14 protein-coding genes and 2 tRNA genes are annotated in these 15,647 nt (G+C 30.5%); 10 read left to right on the top strand and 6 right to left on the bottom strand.

The features are described from left to right. Positions 1-9: 9 nt before the first annotated feature. From CR532_RS03965 to CR532_RS03950, 4 genes are read left to right on the top strand one after another with little or no spacing between them, the layout of a single operon-like run. Entirely contained in the window at positions 10-936 is a 927-nt protein-coding gene (locus CR532_RS03965; RefSeq protein WP_108729504.1) for an ABC transporter ATP-binding protein, read from the top strand. Continuing rightward, the gene (locus CR532_RS03960) at positions 933-1,667 is read left to right on the top strand and encodes an ABC transporter permease (protein ID WP_108729503.1); all 735 of its coding nucleotides are present in this window, start codon (positions 933-935) and stop codon (positions 1,665-1,667) included. Before CR532_RS03965 ends, CR532_RS03960 begins: the two co-directional genes overlap by 4 nt. Positions 1,668-1,674: 7 nt before the next feature. Beyond that, a complete protein-coding gene (locus CR532_RS03955; protein WP_108729502.1) occupies positions 1,675-3,174 on the top strand; it encodes a GldG family protein in 1,500 nt (499 codons plus the stop codon). Between the two features lie 13 nt (positions 3,175-3,187). After that, positions 3,188-4,231 carry a DUF4340 domain-containing protein gene (locus tag CR532_RS03950; RefSeq protein WP_108729501.1) on the top strand — a complete coding sequence of 348 codons (1,044 nt, stop codon included), beginning with the start codon at positions 3,188-3,190 and terminating at the stop codon, positions 4,229-4,231. On the opposite strand, the gene CR532_RS03945 is transcribed toward CR532_RS03950, so the two are convergent. Then, positions 4,146-4,619: a hypothetical protein gene (locus CR532_RS03945; protein ID WP_108729500.1), complete on the bottom strand. Its 474-nt coding sequence runs from the start codon at positions 4,617-4,619 to the stop codon at positions 4,146-4,148. The two genes, CR532_RS03950 and CR532_RS03945, sit on opposite strands and share 86 nt — an antisense overlap. A gap of 121 nt (positions 4,620-4,740) precedes the next feature. Beyond that, positions 4,741-6,306 carry a hypothetical protein gene (locus CR532_RS03940; RefSeq protein WP_108729499.1) on the bottom strand — a complete coding sequence of 522 codons (1,566 nt, stop codon included), beginning with the start codon at positions 6,304-6,306 and terminating at the stop codon, positions 4,741-4,743. A 100-nt stretch (positions 6,307-6,406) separates the two neighbouring features. Between CR532_RS03940 and CR532_RS03935 the strand changes: the two genes are divergently transcribed. Genes CR532_RS03935 through CR532_RS03925 form a run of 3 tightly spaced genes read left to right on the top strand, consistent with a single transcriptional unit; the run spans position 6,407 to position 8,682 of the window. Then, positions 6,407-6,847, top strand: coding sequence for a septum formation initiator family protein (locus CR532_RS03935; protein ID WP_108729498.1), 441 nt, complete (start codon positions 6,407-6,409; stop codon positions 6,845-6,847). 3 nt (positions 6,848-6,850) lie between these two features. Then, positions 6,851-7,831, top strand: coding sequence for an ABC transporter permease subunit (locus tag CR532_RS03930; RefSeq protein WP_199911328.1), 981 nt, complete (start codon positions 6,851-6,853; stop codon positions 7,829-7,831). Then, positions 7,831-8,682, top strand: coding sequence for an ABC transporter permease subunit (locus CR532_RS03925; RefSeq protein ID WP_108729496.1), 852 nt, complete (start codon positions 7,831-7,833; stop codon positions 8,680-8,682). Before CR532_RS03930 ends, CR532_RS03925 begins: the two co-directional genes overlap by 1 nt. Positions 8,683-8,689: 7 nt before the next feature. Here CR532_RS03925 and CR532_RS03920 read toward each other — a convergent pair whose 3' ends face one another. Continuing rightward, positions 8,690-9,325 (bottom strand): endonuclease III domain-containing protein, encoded by a 636-nt coding sequence (locus CR532_RS03920; RefSeq protein WP_199911309.1) that lies wholly within the window; start codon positions 9,323-9,325, stop codon positions 8,690-8,692. 83 nt (positions 9,326-9,408) lie between these two features. On the opposite strand from CR532_RS03920, the gene CR532_RS03915 reads away from it, so the two are divergent. Beyond that, positions 9,409-9,482 (top strand) — tRNA-Arg (locus CR532_RS03915). 6 nt (positions 9,483-9,488) lie between these two features. Continuing rightward, positions 9,489-9,561 (top strand) — tRNA-Pro (locus CR532_RS03910). Between the two features lie 71 nt (positions 9,562-9,632). Here the strand turns inward: CR532_RS03910 and CR532_RS03905 are convergent. From CR532_RS03905 to CR532_RS03895, 3 genes are all read right to left on the bottom strand, one after another. Continuing rightward, on the bottom strand, positions 9,633-11,591 hold the full coding sequence (locus CR532_RS03905) for a P83/100 family protein (RefSeq protein ID WP_108729494.1): 1,959 nt from the start codon (positions 11,589-11,591) through the stop codon (positions 9,633-9,635). Positions 11,592-11,707: 116 nt separating this feature from the next. Then, on the bottom strand, positions 11,708-13,381 hold the full coding sequence (locus CR532_RS03900; RefSeq protein ID WP_375537732.1) for an outer membrane protein assembly factor BamB family protein: 1,674 nt from the start codon (positions 13,379-13,381) through the stop codon (positions 11,708-11,710). Between the two features lie 34 nt (positions 13,382-13,415). Further along, positions 13,416-15,047, bottom strand: coding sequence for an ABC-F family ATP-binding cassette domain-containing protein (locus CR532_RS03895; protein WP_108729492.1), 1,632 nt, complete (start codon positions 15,045-15,047; stop codon positions 13,416-13,418). Positions 15,048-15,188: 141 nt separating this feature from the next. Here CR532_RS03895 and groES point away from each other — a divergent pair, with 141 nt between their 5' ends. Continuing rightward, complete coding sequence (groES, locus tag CR532_RS03890) at positions 15,189-15,461, top strand: co-chaperone GroES (protein ID WP_108729491.1); 273 nt, start codon at positions 15,189-15,191, stop codon at positions 15,459-15,461. The last annotated feature ends 186 nt before the right edge of the window (positions 15,462-15,647 follow it).

The following is a 15,647-nucleotide window of genomic DNA, read 5'->3' as shown; positions in this document are numbered from 1 at the left end:
GAGACATATATGATAAACGTAAAAAATGTCACTAAAAAATATGGTTCATTTACAGCTCTCTTTAATGTTAGCTTTAATGTTAACGAAGGAGAGGTACTTGGTATACTGGGCCCAAATGGTGCAGGAAAATCGACATTAATCAAAATTCTAACATCTTTTCACTATCCTAACAAGGGTAATGTAGAAATCTTTGGAAAAGATATAACAGAAAATTCAAAAGAAATACTGCAAGACGTGGGATACATACCTGAGAAACTAGCTCTTTATCCTGAACTATCTGTTAAGGAATATTTAAATTTCATCTCAGAGATTAAAGGTGTACAGACTCCCAAAAAAGAAATAAACAAGGCAATAGCTATTTTTAAACTTGAAAGTGTTAAAAATAAACTAATATCAGAGTTGTCAAAAGGATTTAGGCAAAGAGTAGGAATAGCTGGAGCTTTAATAAATAATCCCAAACTCGTAATACTTGATGAACCCACAAATGGCCTTGACCCCAATCAAATTATTGAGTTTAAAGAATTTTTAAAAGAACTTGAGAAAACTAGTACAATACTGTTTTCTTCTCATATTTTAAGTGAAGTTGAGTCAATTTGTAAAAGAATCATTATTATTAATGACGGTGAAATTATTGCCGATGATACTAAGGAAAATATATCTAGAAACAGGCTTAAAGAAACTGAGATAGATCTAACTATTTACAAAGATCCTGGTATGAAAAAAGACTACTTTAGTAACAATGATATATTTACCTTAATCAATACAGAGGAGTATGAAGGAGAAATAAATATTTCATTAAAACTTGCTCCTGATAAAACTGAAAAAGAACTCTTTAATTACATTGTAAGTAAAGGCATAATACTTAAAGCAATGATTCCAAAACATGAAAGCTTAGAAAAAATATTTAGCAAACTAACAAAGGAGAGAAAACAATGAAAATAGACTTAAGACAATCATTAATTTTATCAAAAAAAGAATTAAAAGTTTTATTTGGCACACCGACCGCATATGTTGTAATGTTATTTTTCCTAATATTTGTAAATTTTTCTTTTATTTTCTTATCAGGATTTTTTATTAAAGATAATGCCTCACTAATGTCCTACTTCTCATCAATGCCAATTATTTTAATGTTTGTTCTACCAGCTCTTAGTATGGGTGTATTCTCAGAGGAACATAAAACAGGAAGCATTGAATTAATCTATGCACTACCGATAAATCCTCAAGAAGTAGTAATTGGAAAATTTATTACACTTAAAATATTTACATTAATACTCTTCTCACTCACACTGCCACTTACAATAACAACAATTTTTATGGGTGAATTTGACCTTGGGATAGTCTTCCTTCAATATTTAGGGATAATCCTTTATTCTTGCTCCGTGCTTAGCATGGGTGTATTCATATCTTCTCTTACTAAGAGTCAAATAGTATCTTATATAATAACTGTATTCATTCTAATACTCATAATATTTTCAGGAAAGCTAATAATGATATTTGGAAAAGAAAATATAGTTGGTGAGATCCTTAACTTTATCTCAATCAATAATCACTTCAGCTACTTTAATATGGGGATATTAAATTTGTCAGATCTTATTTACTTTATTACATTTTCAGTTACATTTTTAATGTTAAGTTCATATAGCATAAGATTAAACAAATGGAGATAATTACTTTATGAAAAATAAACATAACGATATTTTAAATTTAACTTTAAACCTTGCAATAATATTTCTGGTTCTTTGCAACATATCTATTTTCATTTACAAAATAGATTTTACTAAAAATAAAGCTTTTACAATTTCTAAAGTTACAAAAGATTTATTTGTCAATGCAAATGAAAAGATATACATTACCTACTACAACTCTGCAAGTCTTGGAAACTATTTTGCATTCCCAGAACAAATAAAAAACTTCCTCACAACCTTCTCTGATGCCTCAAAAGGGAAAGTAATTTACAGAGAAATAGATGCTGATAGATCAACCACTCCTCTAGAACAAATCGGAATTCCATCTCAACAAATTGATTTAAGGGATATCAATCAACTCTCCATACTTAAAATATATTCAGGAATTGAAATAATTTATGAAGGAAAACGCGAGGTGCTCCCTGTAGTGACTGAGATTGGAAACTTAGAATATGAACTTGCAAGCAGTCTAGACAAGCTAGTAAATAATACAAAAAAAGTTCTAGGACTTGTATTTGGGGATGCATCACTAAAAGAGGCTCATAAAGGTTTCATAGAAATAATGAAGAAAGGTTTCAAAACCGAGGTTAAAGAAATCAACCTTGACAAGGAATTACTAGAAGATATAAATGGATTATTTATAATCGGTGCTAAAGAACTAAGTGGGGAATCGATCAAAAAAATTGACGAATTCATTATAAATAACGGAAAAGTATTATTTGCTACGAGCAAAATTGACTATAACCCTCAAAGTCCTTATACAACAAATCCAATTAAATCTGAATTTTTCAATTTAATTGAAAGCTACGGAATTAAATATAATGAAAATATTATCCTTGATAAAAGAGCTCCTAATCTTTTCTTAGGGGGATACTTTCAAGTTTACTACCCATGGATATTAATCGACAAAAGTAATATCATAGATCCAGAAAATCCCCTACTTAAAAATTTTTATGACGCAATTATTCCTTGGAGCAATTCACTAGAACTTGTAGATAATAAAGAAAGTGACATAAAATATTTGCCCTTATTTGTAAGCTCTAAAGAATCTTGGCAAGTTAGCGATGAAAATATCTCAAGCATAGCTATGCATTCTTTTGATGTCCCAAAAACCTTCGATAAAGATGCTAAGCAAAAAATTCTTGGGTATTTCGTTGAAGGAAAAATCAAAAGTCTATACAAAGACAAAAAATCTGAAAATTCAAAAATCATTTTACTAGGCTCGAACATGATATTCAGTGATTACATGTATAATGGTTCGCCTTCAAACTTTGAACTTGCTGGACGAATGTCAGATTACTTGATGCAAAAAGAAGCATTCTTCAATATTAAATCAAGAGAAGTACGATCTAAGTTAAAATTTGCAAACTCTTCACAAGAAATGCTAAATGCAAAATTTTCATTAATAATCATCAATTTAATCATATTGCCAATAGCAATAATAATATTTGGGCTTATAAGATTTACAAAAAAAAGAAGAATTAACTAATAAGGGAGAGTTTATGAATAATAAAGAACTATTGTTGGGAAAAAAAGAAAACATAAAAATAATAATGATTATAATATTAACATCTACATTTTTCTTAGGAATATTATTCTCAAATGAAAATCAAGTTGCAAAGCTTCTACAAGAACCTTTTTTTGCAATTGACTTCAACAAAATCGCAAAAATTGAAACAGAACTTGAAGGAACAATCACAAAATCAGGAAAAGGATGGGAACTTACCTACAATAACATCAATCTTCCAATTGATGAGCGAAGAGTAAGCTCTATGATTCAAGCTTTAGAGAAGTTGCAAAAAAACAAACTTGTAAGTAGAGATCCAAAGATACATAAAGAACTTGGCATAAAAGAAAATCCAGATTTTAAACTATTCGATGACAAAAATAACCTACTTACAGAAATATTTATTGGAAATCCAGGAGAAGGTGATACTCGATTAGCTTATATCAAAAGTAATAATGATAATGTATATTTAACAAATAACATCTTTTTATCATACAAAGGCAATTCTTACAATACCTTTGCCAATACTAAACTTTTCAGTAACAGAGAAGAAAACACAAAGCTAGAAAGCTTAATCTTAAAAGTACTCAAAAAGCCAAATAAAGATGAAGAAGATGCAATACAAAATGACTATAATATATCTACTAAGGATGGTCTTTATTTTTTCAATCAAGAAGTATTACACAAGGAAAGACTCTTGCAAACAATCCAAGAATTCTCGACAGACGGATTTGAAATAGATACACTTAAAATCAATGACTATAGGCTCCAATACAATATAGAGCTCACATGGAACAACAAAAGCGTAAATAATATTGATATTTATCTTAACAAAAATGAAAAAGATAGTAACATCTTAATGAAAAAAGATAATGATATATATTACCATATCACTACTAAATGGGCTTTCTTCGATGTATTCAATTTAGAGAAAAATATAAAAGATAGCTATCCTAATGAAGGCTCTCTACACAACGCACATGATCATGACCACGATCATCATCACGACCACCCCCACCCCCATGATCACGATCATTAGTATCTCTATATATGCAATATAAGACAAAAAGAGAAAAGTATACATAGAAAAGAGATATTAAGAAAAGATAAGAATTTAAAATATATAATATCCTGCTTTTTGGCAGGATATTATAATATACAACTAAACTAATAAAATCATTGCTTAATCCAAAATTAACCTTAAATTTTTTTACAAATATGCTATTCTGCAAAAGAACTGGTTCTAATTTATCTGAGGATCTATAAATCATATCATCTTTTGACTTATAAACCAAAACCCCATTAACTGCTGAAAATAAATAATAAGAACTAACTAAATCATCTTCACCGAAAGTTTTATCAAAATAATTTTCCAAATCTAAATCTCTAAAAAATCTTACATTATGTATCTTTATATCATCTATCAAATCATCAAGATCAAAACCAATCTGACTTAAAAATTTGCTAACAAAATAAAAAAAAGTTAAAAATAAAAATAAAATTGATGTAATAAAAAATAAAAAATAGTATCTTATTAACCAAATAATCCTACTCTCTTACTAATAAACGCTTAATTTTTCGCAAAATCTCATATTCTCGCTTAACTTTAAAATTATTGCCCTTAGGACTAGTTGCAAGCTCACTTTCCAGTTTACCAATAAATCTAACCAATACAATCCGCTCTTCATCACTCAACTCAATTCTACTTAAATATTCATTATCATCAAATTTATTTACTATCGTATCAATATCAGCAAAACTAAGATCATGAAAATCATTATCATCTCTAATATCTTCAGTTTCTTCTCTTGAAACTGAAGAATATGATCCCAATCTTTCACCCTGCTCTAACTTTTCCTCTAAATTCCTTAATCCATTATCATAAAGATTCCCCTCTTCAAATTCTTGAATACAATCTTGCAAATCTGCACAATTCAAATCCGTCTTTAACACGTCTTCAAAATCGTCAAGCTTTTTAAAACCAGAAGAAATACCACCATCTCCCTGTTCTTGACTCAAAACACTACTAGCATCTCCATCATTTTCTTTGCTTAAAAGTGAATCATAATCTACATTTATATCGAAATTATCAATTTCATGATCAGACACTTCACTCACACTGTTTAATTCCTCACTTCTCCCTTCACGCTCTTCATTATTTGAAGTTTCCAAATTTTCACCAAACCCTGAAACTTCATTTATCTCTAATGAGTTATCAAGGACCTCTAGGTTATTCTCCTTAGAAAATTCAACATTTTCTTCCCGTATAACTTCCTTTGTACCAGATCCATCAAGGGAAATATTATCTGAAATCCTATTAACTATCTTCTCATCACCAATAACATCTACCAACCCTTCATCACCATCGAAGTTTTCAATTAAATTGAAAACTTCACTATCATTTTCAGCGACATCTTCTAAAGCAACCAAAGAAGACTTTGCTAATATATCCTCATTCGTCAATGACTCAAAATCAACATCTAATACTTCTACATCCTCTTTGCTAGCTAAAGTATTATCAACATTAGAAATATTATTTTCTCTCCTTGGAGTTACTTCATAACTGGCATCAATATCTGCTGTATTGAGATCACTCCCAGCAAACTCTTCAAGAGAAATATCTTCATCCAAATTATTACTACCATTAGAACTTTCTTTGTTATCTTTTGAAATTTCATTGAGTCCTTCAAGTAAAGCATCTAGTTCTTCCTGATCAATTGCAATATTTGGCAAATTATTTTCTTTCCTTGGAGTTACTTCATTAGCCTCATGAACTTTAATATCAAGTTCATTCTGAGAAGTTATAAAATCTTCAAGTACCTTCAAATTAGGATTATCAAAGGCTCTAGATTTCAAATTGCGATTAAGTATTTCCTCTTCAACTCTTGAAATGCGAGTATCAACCTCTCTTAAATAATCCACTAACTCACCATGTCTTTTCTTTAAGGCATCATCAAATTTTAATAATTTTTCATCTAAAAGTTCTTTGATCTCCTCAGAACGTAAAGAAATAATTCTGCCACCAACTGAACGTTGCAAAAATATACGATCCATATCAAAATCAACTTCTTTAGGTCCTTCCTTGATAAAAAAAGCATTTTTATAATCCGCCATACTAAAACTTACTCTCCAGAGCTCCTTAATCCCATTTATGCATAACCTGTACTAATATATTTGTAAATATAGTATATTAAGAATATAATTACAATATAATATGTTTTTGATGAAAAAAATTATGTTGTCCATTTATGCAGGACTAATAAGTTACTTCATAATCACACCAATATTCGGAGAAAGAGGAGTTGTGAGCTACAAAGAATTGAATAGCAATTTAATTTTAATGAAAAATCATATCCAAAAATTAAAAGAAATCCAAAAAACCCTACAAACAAAGTATATTAACTTACAGGTATCTAAACCTGAAATCTTAAGAGAAGCAAGTAAGATAGGATATTATCCCAAAGGATCCATAGTAATAAAAAATCTTAATAAGATTGAAAATTACTATCAAGGAAGTATTTTAAAGATACAAAACGCATCAAAAAATAAAAGCATAGATAAAAATTTTTACTTAATATCCACAGTAATATCTCTTATTGTTTATTTCGTATTAGGTTATTTAGACCAAATCAAAAATACTTATCAGAGAAGGTAAATTATAGCTACCTTTATTTTAAAAAACATATTCTTTATGTTCATTAATGCTATTATATCCATATTTTTATGTATATTATTGTTAAATACATTCTCTGACAACAATTCAAATATCCCATTTATTCAAAAAAATGTATTCAGAAAATATCTAGAATATATTGGAATACTTAAAAGCATTGAAAGCTACAAATTAGTACACGATTTTGACCCAAATGTACCTCTAAGCAAAGATTACTTCGCTAAACACATCGCAGGCAGTTCATACATAGTATATAAAACAAAATATAAAGGATTGATATGGGGAACACCTTACTACTCCCCACTAACAGAAGGAAAGTCAACAATGACCGTTATTTTTAGTAAAATAAAGAATACCTTAAAAATATCAATACCAGGTGTTATGTTGTCTTATATAATAGCTATTTTGTTTATTGTCATTTGGACTTTACTTGTAAAAAATAAATTTTTAAATAACGCCTTAGAACACATATTGTTATTTTTGCATTCACTACCAAGAAATCTTACTGTAATTCTAATAATTTCTTTACTTTACTATCTAAGCATAAATCCAAAAAATTTAATAATAGGTGGATTTGCATGGTTTTTCTCATTTTTCATATTTAATGCTACAATGCTTAAACAATCCCTTGATAAAAATTTATCTGAGCCTTACATAACAACTGCAAAATCAAAAGGGATAAAAAAATCCCATATAATATTATACCATGCCTTAATCCCCTCTCTATCCCCACTAATTACCCACCTTAGACCTACTCTTGCAACAGCCTTCTTTGGAGCATCTTTAATTGAGACAATGTTTGGAATTGATGGAATAGGCACGTTAACAGTCAATGCTATAAGAAATAATGATTATGTTCTCTACAGAGATTTGCTAACTATTGGTGTTTTTATTATGCTTATACCAAATTTAATAACTGACATTGTAATATATAATATTAATCCGTATAAGGACATATTAGAATAATGGAAAAATTGAACAACTCCTATATCACATTACTAGCAATATTTATTATATTCTTAATAATACTTCCCACAATGATTAACGAAAACTCAAACTTCGCAATATACAAAAAAGATCCAAATAAAATATACTCTCAAACAATAAACAAATTACCTCAACCACCTACAGCTCAGAATCCTCTAGGAACGGATAAAATGGGCAGAGATATAATGGCAAGACTTATACTTGCAACTAGAAATTCTATTTTACTTGCATTTAGCTATGCAGCAATTTCTGTAACAATTGGAATTTTTATAGGAATAATTATCGGAAGCTTAAAACTTAAAACTTGTTTGCTAATCTCTAAAGTAATAGAAGCGATACAAACATTGCCATTCACTTATATCCTAATGTTAATTTTTTACTATTTTGCACAAAAAGAAAATTTTAATATACTAGAAGTCGCAATCCCTTCAGCCCTAATACACGGATGGATCCGATTTTCATTTATAACAAGAAATAACACTATAATTATTAAAAATTTTGATTACGTTAAAGCAAGTAGAGCTATGGGAGCAACTAAATCTAGAATAATAATACGACACATATTCCCAGAAGTCTTTTCATCAATATCATCAATAATCCCCCTACAAATCTCAAAAAGCTTAACTCAATTTGAAGTAATAAACTACTTGCAACAAGAAGATAAAAAATTTTATCCAAGCCTTGCAGAGCTTTTAAGATATATGGAAATGGGAGAAGAATACTTTTGGATATGGAAAAATCCCTTAATTATATTACTCATAATTAACATTATACTAGCATCAATAAGCTTTAAACTGAAAAAGTACATGAACTATTTTATTTCATCATAAACTTGAATCAAAGAAGTCTTGGTGCAAATCTTTCTAAAAAACAATTATTACAATTTTTACTACGCGAGGTGCAAATATCTCTTCCATGTTTATTAATAGCCATAGAAAACCTATATTGCTTCTCAGGGGATATTCTACTTTTTAAATCTAACTCAATTTTAAAAGGTGTTCTCTCGTGTGTAATTTCATGCCTAAGCACAACCCTACTAAAATGAGTATCTACAATTATCGCAGGCTTATCATAAACAATGCCAAGAATAACATTAGCTGTTTTTCTACCTACCCCTGGAAGAGATATAAGATCTTCGATATTATCTGGAATAATACCTTTAAAATTCTTTAAAATCATTTGCGAACAATTGACAATGTTTCTAGATTTGTTTGCATGAAATCCCAACTTATAAATTAATCTCTCAACCTCTACTAAATCAGCATCTGCTAACTTCTTGAAATCTTTATACCTTTTAAAAAGCTCAGGTGCAATTTTATTAACCATGTTATCAGTTGTCCTTGCACTCAAAATTACCATTATTAAAAGTTCATAATTATTTCCAAAATTTAGGAAAGGCTTAACATTTGGGTATCTAGATATAGCTTCATCTACAATTAAGTCAAGATTAATCATAAAAGAATTATAAAACATGCAAAATATTAATAAAATAAAGTAACAAATGTTTTTATTGACAAGGTTTTTTCAACATGATATACTCAGTTTTAGGTTTAAAGGCGCCAATAGCTCAATTGGATAGAGCAACAGACTTCTAATCTGTAGGTTTTAGGTTCGAGTCCTAATTGGCGCGTTATATCGGGACGTGGCCTAGTGGCTAAGGCACCTGCTTTGGGAGCAGGGGATCGTGAGTTCGAATCCCACCGTCCCGATTTTAGTAAGAAAGGCAGAGCGAAGCTCTGCCTTTCTACATCTCCACATATATTTAACAAAAATAAATAATTCAAGATACCTTCTTTAAAGTATCAAGATCTAAAGTAATGACCCTTTTAGATGTATCTTGTAAATAAACATATCCGTCCTTAACAGTGAAACTTGTAAATGGCAAGACTTCATTCTCTGATAGAATAAAATCACTTAAGTTCTTTGAAGAAAACTTTGCTAATTTCCAAGCGTTATTATCCTTAACTACTACCAAAATCATTTTCTCATCAACAAAAAGAGAAGAATCCCTGCTTAACTCAAATTCTGACTCTGATTCAACTTTTAAGTTTTCTAACTTATTAAGCACCTGAAGCTTTGCAATACCCGAACAAAGCTTGATAGCTACTAAATCATCAGACCTTTCATAAATTCCGTACCGTCTAATACCATATTGAGAAGCCTCTTCCAACTTATTTCCATCTGAATCAATAAATTGAAGTACACCTAAATTTGTGCTCGGATTAAGTACTTCTAAAAACACAGATTTACGTTTTTCATCCTTAGCAGATTTACCTACATCACCCACCTGCCCTTGCTCTTTAGAATCTAACGACTGCCTGTCAGAACCTTGAGCAACATCAGTACTACTTGGTGACTTATCATCATCTTCAATTGCTTCAGTTAACTCCAATTTTTTATCTACTTTCGGAGAACTTATCTCACCGGGTTCTGGTAAATTCTTATCTCTATTGCCTTTATCAAAATTTTCTTGCATTTTATCTTTAACCACATCTCTTTGAATGTCTAATTTATCTTGAGCATCATCTAATTTCTTCTGAGACTCCTCAAGCTCCCTAGCCTTCTTCTCCTGCACCTCTTTCTCAGCTCGCTTATCTTCAATTTGCTTCTGAATATCTGCCTTCTCCTCATCAGTAGCTTTCTCAAGTTGCTCTTCTAAATCTTCAACTGCTTCAGTTAACTCCAATTTTTTATCTACTTTCGGAGAACTTATCTCACCGGGTTCTGGTAAATTCTTATCTCTATTGCCTTTATCAAAATTTTCTTGCATTTTATCTTTAACCACATCTCTTTGAATGTCTAATTTATCTTGAGCATCATCTAATTTCTTCTGAGACTCCTCAAGCTCCCTAGCCTTCTTCTCCTGCACCTCTTTCTCAGCTCGCTTATCTTCAATTTGCTTCTGAATATCTGCCTTCTCCTCATCAGTAGCTTTCTCAAGTTGCTCTCTTAAGTTATCAATAGTATCCCGTAATCCATCATCAATGCTCTCCAAAGTATCAGACTCAAAATCGATCCTACCCTGATCCATACCATGGCCTTCATCCTGAATATCTGTAAGGTCCCTTGCAAAGTCTGTACCGCCTGCATTTTCATTTAAAAGAGATTCTATCACCTTATCTGTAACTATTCTGTCAAGATCAATATCCGATTCAATATCCCCTGATAAAATATCTCTTTTAAGAGGAATGAAAATATGAGTCTTCCCAGTCCATTGACTATAAACCCTAGAGAGTCCCACATTCTCTTTACTTGTATCCTCAACTGCAGCCTGAATATAAGCACTACTATAATAATTCAAATCACCTCGGTAAACAGCATTGTATATCGTAATAGCTTTAGCAAGTAATTCCGCACTATCCCTATCGTACTTAAAAGCCTCCATAAAATATCCTGTAAGTATTCTTCTAAGGTTTAAAATACTATCAAGAGCAGATCTCTCTCCAATAAGGAAAACATCCGTACTACTCTTCACATCCTTATCATCAATGTATCTATTAACATAATATTTGTTATAATAATTTGACTTGTTATCAGTTAAATTTCTAGCCAAAAATTCACCAATTCCTACTATTTCCCTATATGTATTTGTAGCCTCATAAGGACCCCTATAATTAACAAATTCAAGATCCATATCAACAAAATCTTTTAATCTCTTCTTGTCAAGTTCTCTAGCATGAAGAGTAAAAATATTTAAGAGAACAAACAACGAAACACCAATTATCCATATTCTTTTCATAACAAAAATTCTCCTATGCTTAATTATAATTCTATTATGAACTAAATCAGCATAAATTTAAATCTCAAGTCCAATGCAACACAAACTATATTTAATAAATCTTAACATAGAATGTGTTAAAGAGTTGCAATAATTTCGTTAATATATTGATTAATTTTCTCAGAAAAATTTTGGCGTCTGATAAACTTCAATAAAGTTAAATACTTACCCTTATAAATTTTAAGATTATCCTTTGTAGAGCTCAAAATTATCTTGCGCAAGTTTAGAAGAACGGCATAAGCTATGTCTAAATTCCCCTGATAATTTAATATCACATATTGCATATAGTTATACACAAGGTCATCTTGCCCATGATAGTCTTCAAATTGCGCAATACTTTTAACTAATCTAATTATATTACTGATATTCTTTTCCTTAATTGCCATGTTTATAAAGCTTTTAACTGCAGATTCATCATCAACATACATGAAATATTTATAAAGCTCCCCTCTTTGAGCTATTCTATCAATTCCATCTCTTGGCAAAAGCCAATTAATTAGAGCTTTTTTATATAGATCTAAATACTTCTTAGGTAAAGTGCCATATCTGATTACCAAAGACTCTAGTATATTTAAAAATTTCTCATATGCTTCCCTACTGTATACAGAATTTAACGTCTCATCAAGAGATAAATAAATTTCTTCATGATATAATAAAGATTTTTCTCTAAAGTCTATTCTATTTTGATGATATCTATTACCTAATGTATGATTCCAAGTTTTAACATCAAGTTCATCTTCATATTTATAATAATAAGTCGTTAGTATCCAATTAAGACCACCTGTAGTAATTATTCCAATATTAGCACTAAGTCCTGATATCCCTTCCATATTATCATATCTATCAATCGGTCTGAAATACTCATCAAGAGATAAAATTCCATTTGGTTTTATGGCAATGAAAAGATTTTTATTATTATAAAGGACAGCTTCTTTAACATCGAAGCTCAAGTTTTCAGAAAATCTAATTTCAAGATCTCTACTTAAATTTGAAAAAACTCCAACATCAGATACTACAATATATTCGCCATTAAATTTTTCAAATAAAAAATTAACAGGATAGTCTAATTTAACAGATCCTGAAACCTTGCCAACATCACTACGATAAGCAACAACATGACCAGATTGATGCCCAACAATTATCTCATCATTAGTATTGATCATCAATACATTAGGAGTAGATATAAGGCCATCACTCCACATTTCCTCTCCTAGAGAATTAAAAGCAAATATTGTATTATTTTCACTTGCAATATAAAAATTACCATTTTCAAGAACAACAGAAGAAGTCGTAGCCTTTTCTCCCATATCTATCTCAAAAACTTTTTGACCAGTTCCAAGATTTAAAGCAATAACCCTCCCATCAAGCTGAGGGATTAAAATATAACCATTGCCTATTGAGGGTGCTTTAATAGGAGAAGAATTCAGTTTATACTTCCAAATAAGTTTTCCCCTTCTAATTTTGTGGACTTCATTACGACCTGTAATAACATAATATCCATTATCAAAATCCTTTAAAAGATAGGGATAAGGAATCCTATTTAATCTGTAAGAATACTTTTTCTCTAAAGACATAGTATAAGTTGTCAGCCACTTATCTTTTGTCAACACAGTAATAGTATTACGCCTTTCATCAAGGATAGGATTTCCTATCACTTTCCCTGTCAAAGCTCTCTGAAAATAAAGATTAACATTTGCTGAAAGAGGAAAACAAATGCTTAGAAACATAAAAATATAAAAACTTATCTTCAAAACTATAAATATCCTGCAGTGATTAAAAACTTAATTAAAGTTTCAAGCTAGCATGTCCTTCATAAAGCTTATCTCGTAAGTCTTTAACTTTAGAGTCATCAATATACTCTGAAAAAGTCATGTAACGATCAATTATTCCATTTGGAGTAAATTCAATAATCCTATCAGCAATGGTATCAATAAACTGATGATCATGGGATGTAAACAATACAACACCTTTAAAATCTTGCAATCCAGTATTAAGAGATGTAATCGCTTCAAGGTCTAAATGATTAGTTGGCTGATCCAATAATAACACATTAGCCCCACTAAGCATTATCTTTGAAAGCATGCACCTTACCTTTTCACCCCCTGATAGAACATTAACCTTTTTTAAAGCCTCATCTTGACTAAAAAGCATTCTCCCTAAAAATCCTCTAATATACGTCTCGTCCTGCTCTTTTGAATACTGTCTTAACCAATCTACCAGACTTAAATCTGAACTAAAATATTTCTCATTATCTTTATTAAAATAAGCAAAATTAACTGTAGCACCCCATTCATAATGTCCTTTATAATCTCTATCTTCATTGGTAATTATGTCAAAAAGAGCACTTGCTGAGATTGGACTACCTAAAAACACAACCCTTTGGCTCGGTTCTATTACAATGTTAAACTTGTTTAGAATATATTGTCCTTCAAATTCTTTAACTAAATTCTTAATTGTAATAACATTTTTTCCAAGCTCTCTTTCACTCTTAAAGTTAACATAAGGGAATTTTCTTGAAGAAGGCTTTAAGTCTTCAATTTTAATCTTATCAATTAATTTCTTTCTTGAAGTTGCTTGTCTAGATTTTGATGCATTACTTGAAAATCTTTGAATAAAAGTCTTAAGTTCGGCAATTTTTTCTTCAGATCTTTTCTTGGCATCTTTTAACTGCCTATTAAGAATTTGACTGGTTTCATACCAAAAATCATAATTGCCAAGATAAACTTGAATTTTCCCATAATCAATATCAACAATATGAGTACATACTTGATTTAAAAAGTGTCTATCATGTGATACAACAATAACCGTATTTTCAAAATTGATCAAAAATTCCTCTAACCATTTAATTGATTGAATATCAAGGTTATTAGTAGGCTCATCAAGAAGCAAAATATCAGGATCCCCAAAAAGAGCCTGTGCCAAGAGTACTCTCACCTTCAATGCCCCCTCAACATCTCTCATCAAACTACCGTGCATAGCCTCCTCTATGCCTAAGCCCTTAAGTAGTACCGCAGCCTCAGACTCGGCCTCATAACCTCCAAGGTCAGCAAATTCAGCCTCAAGTTCTCCAGCTCTAATTCCATCCTCATCACTAAAATCAGGCTTCTCATAAATTTCATCTTTTTCCTTCTGGACAGCATAAAGCTTCTTATGTCCCATGATCACAGTATCAATGACCCTAAAATTATCATAAGCAAATTGATTTTGCTCAAGGACAGCCATCCTTTGATTTTTAGGAATTGACACCTCGCCTTTGCTAGACTCAATTGTTCCGCCTAAAACTTTCAAAAATGTGCTCTTGCCAGCACCATTAGCCCCAATTATTCCATAACAATTCCCAGAAGAAAACTTAACATTAACATCTTTGAATAAAACTCTCTCTCCAAATGCAACCTCTAAATTACTTACTGCTATCAAACTATCTCCACCTAAACTTGATATCTTATTAAAAGAATTATCTTTAAAATTAGACGAAGTTTCAAGTATTATCCAAATATATTGACTTAATACTTCATTTTTGCGTATATTTATATTATCAAATTAAGGAGATGTTTGAAAATGAAAAATATTAAACCTTTAGCTGATAGAGTCTTAATAAAAATAAAAGAAGCTGAGAGTAAAACAATCTCGGGGTTATTTATACCTGAGAATGCAAAAGAAAAAACAAACATTGGAACAGTTATAGCCATTGGCTCTAACAAAGAAGAAATTACTGTTAAGGTTGGGGATACCGTGCTTTATGAAAAATATGCTGGTGCTGCTGTAAAAATTGAGGATAAGGAACACTTAATCTTGAAAGCAAAAGAGATCATAGCAGTCATAGAAGAATAAAAAGAAACTAAGCGTAGGTCTTAGTTTCTTTAAGACAAAAACCTTTAAAGCTTATTTAAAATAAAAGCTTTATGAGTTTATACCTATATTATTTTAATCAAACAAATCCAGTCTAAGGTTGCTGCGAGGTGGTATTGCTATCGATTTTAGAAGCGATAGCTGCTTTTAGGCTGCAAGTATTTTATG

Source organism: Candidatus Borreliella tachyglossi, assembly GCF_003076595.1.
GTDB classification, from domain to species: domain Bacteria; phylum Spirochaetota; class Spirochaetia; order Borreliales; family Borreliaceae; genus Borrelia; species Borrelia tachyglossi.
This window is presented reverse-complemented; position numbering and strand designations above follow the sequence as displayed.

What these genes read in the sequence shown, in the direction of transcription:
- CR532_RS03965 (WP_108729504.1), top strand. Translation starts at nt 10, where the DNA reads ATGATAAACGTAAAAAATGTCACTAAAAAATATGGTTCATTTACAGCT.
- CR532_RS03960 (WP_108729503.1), top strand. Translation starts at nt 933, where the DNA reads ATGAAAATAGACTTAAGACAATCATTAATTTTATCAAAAAAAGAATTA.
- CR532_RS03955 (WP_108729502.1), top strand. Translation starts at nt 1,675, where the DNA reads ATGAAAAATAAACATAACGATATTTTAAATTTAACTTTAAACCTTGCA.
- CR532_RS03950 (WP_108729501.1), top strand. Translation starts at nt 3,188, where the DNA reads ATGAATAATAAAGAACTATTGTTGGGAAAAAAAGAAAACATAAAAATA.
- CR532_RS03940 (WP_108729499.1), bottom strand. Translation starts at nt 6,306, where the DNA reads ATGGCGGATTATAAAAATGCTTTTTTTATCAAGGAAGGACCTAAAGAA.
- CR532_RS03935 (WP_108729498.1), top strand. Translation starts at nt 6,407, where the DNA reads ATGTTTTTGATGAAAAAAATTATGTTGTCCATTTATGCAGGACTAATA.
- CR532_RS03925 (WP_108729496.1), top strand. Translation starts at nt 7,831, where the DNA reads ATGGAAAAATTGAACAACTCCTATATCACATTACTAGCAATATTTATT.
- CR532_RS03920 (WP_199911309.1), bottom strand. Translation starts at nt 9,325, where the DNA reads ATGTTTTATAATTCTTTTATGATTAATCTTGACTTAATTGTAGATGAA.
- CR532_RS03905 (WP_108729494.1), bottom strand. Translation starts at nt 11,591, where the DNA reads ATGAAAAGAATATGGATAATTGGTGTTTCGTTGTTTGTTCTCTTAAAT.
- groES (WP_108729491.1), top strand. Translation starts at nt 15,189, where the DNA reads ATGAAAAATATTAAACCTTTAGCTGATAGAGTCTTAATAAAAATAAAA.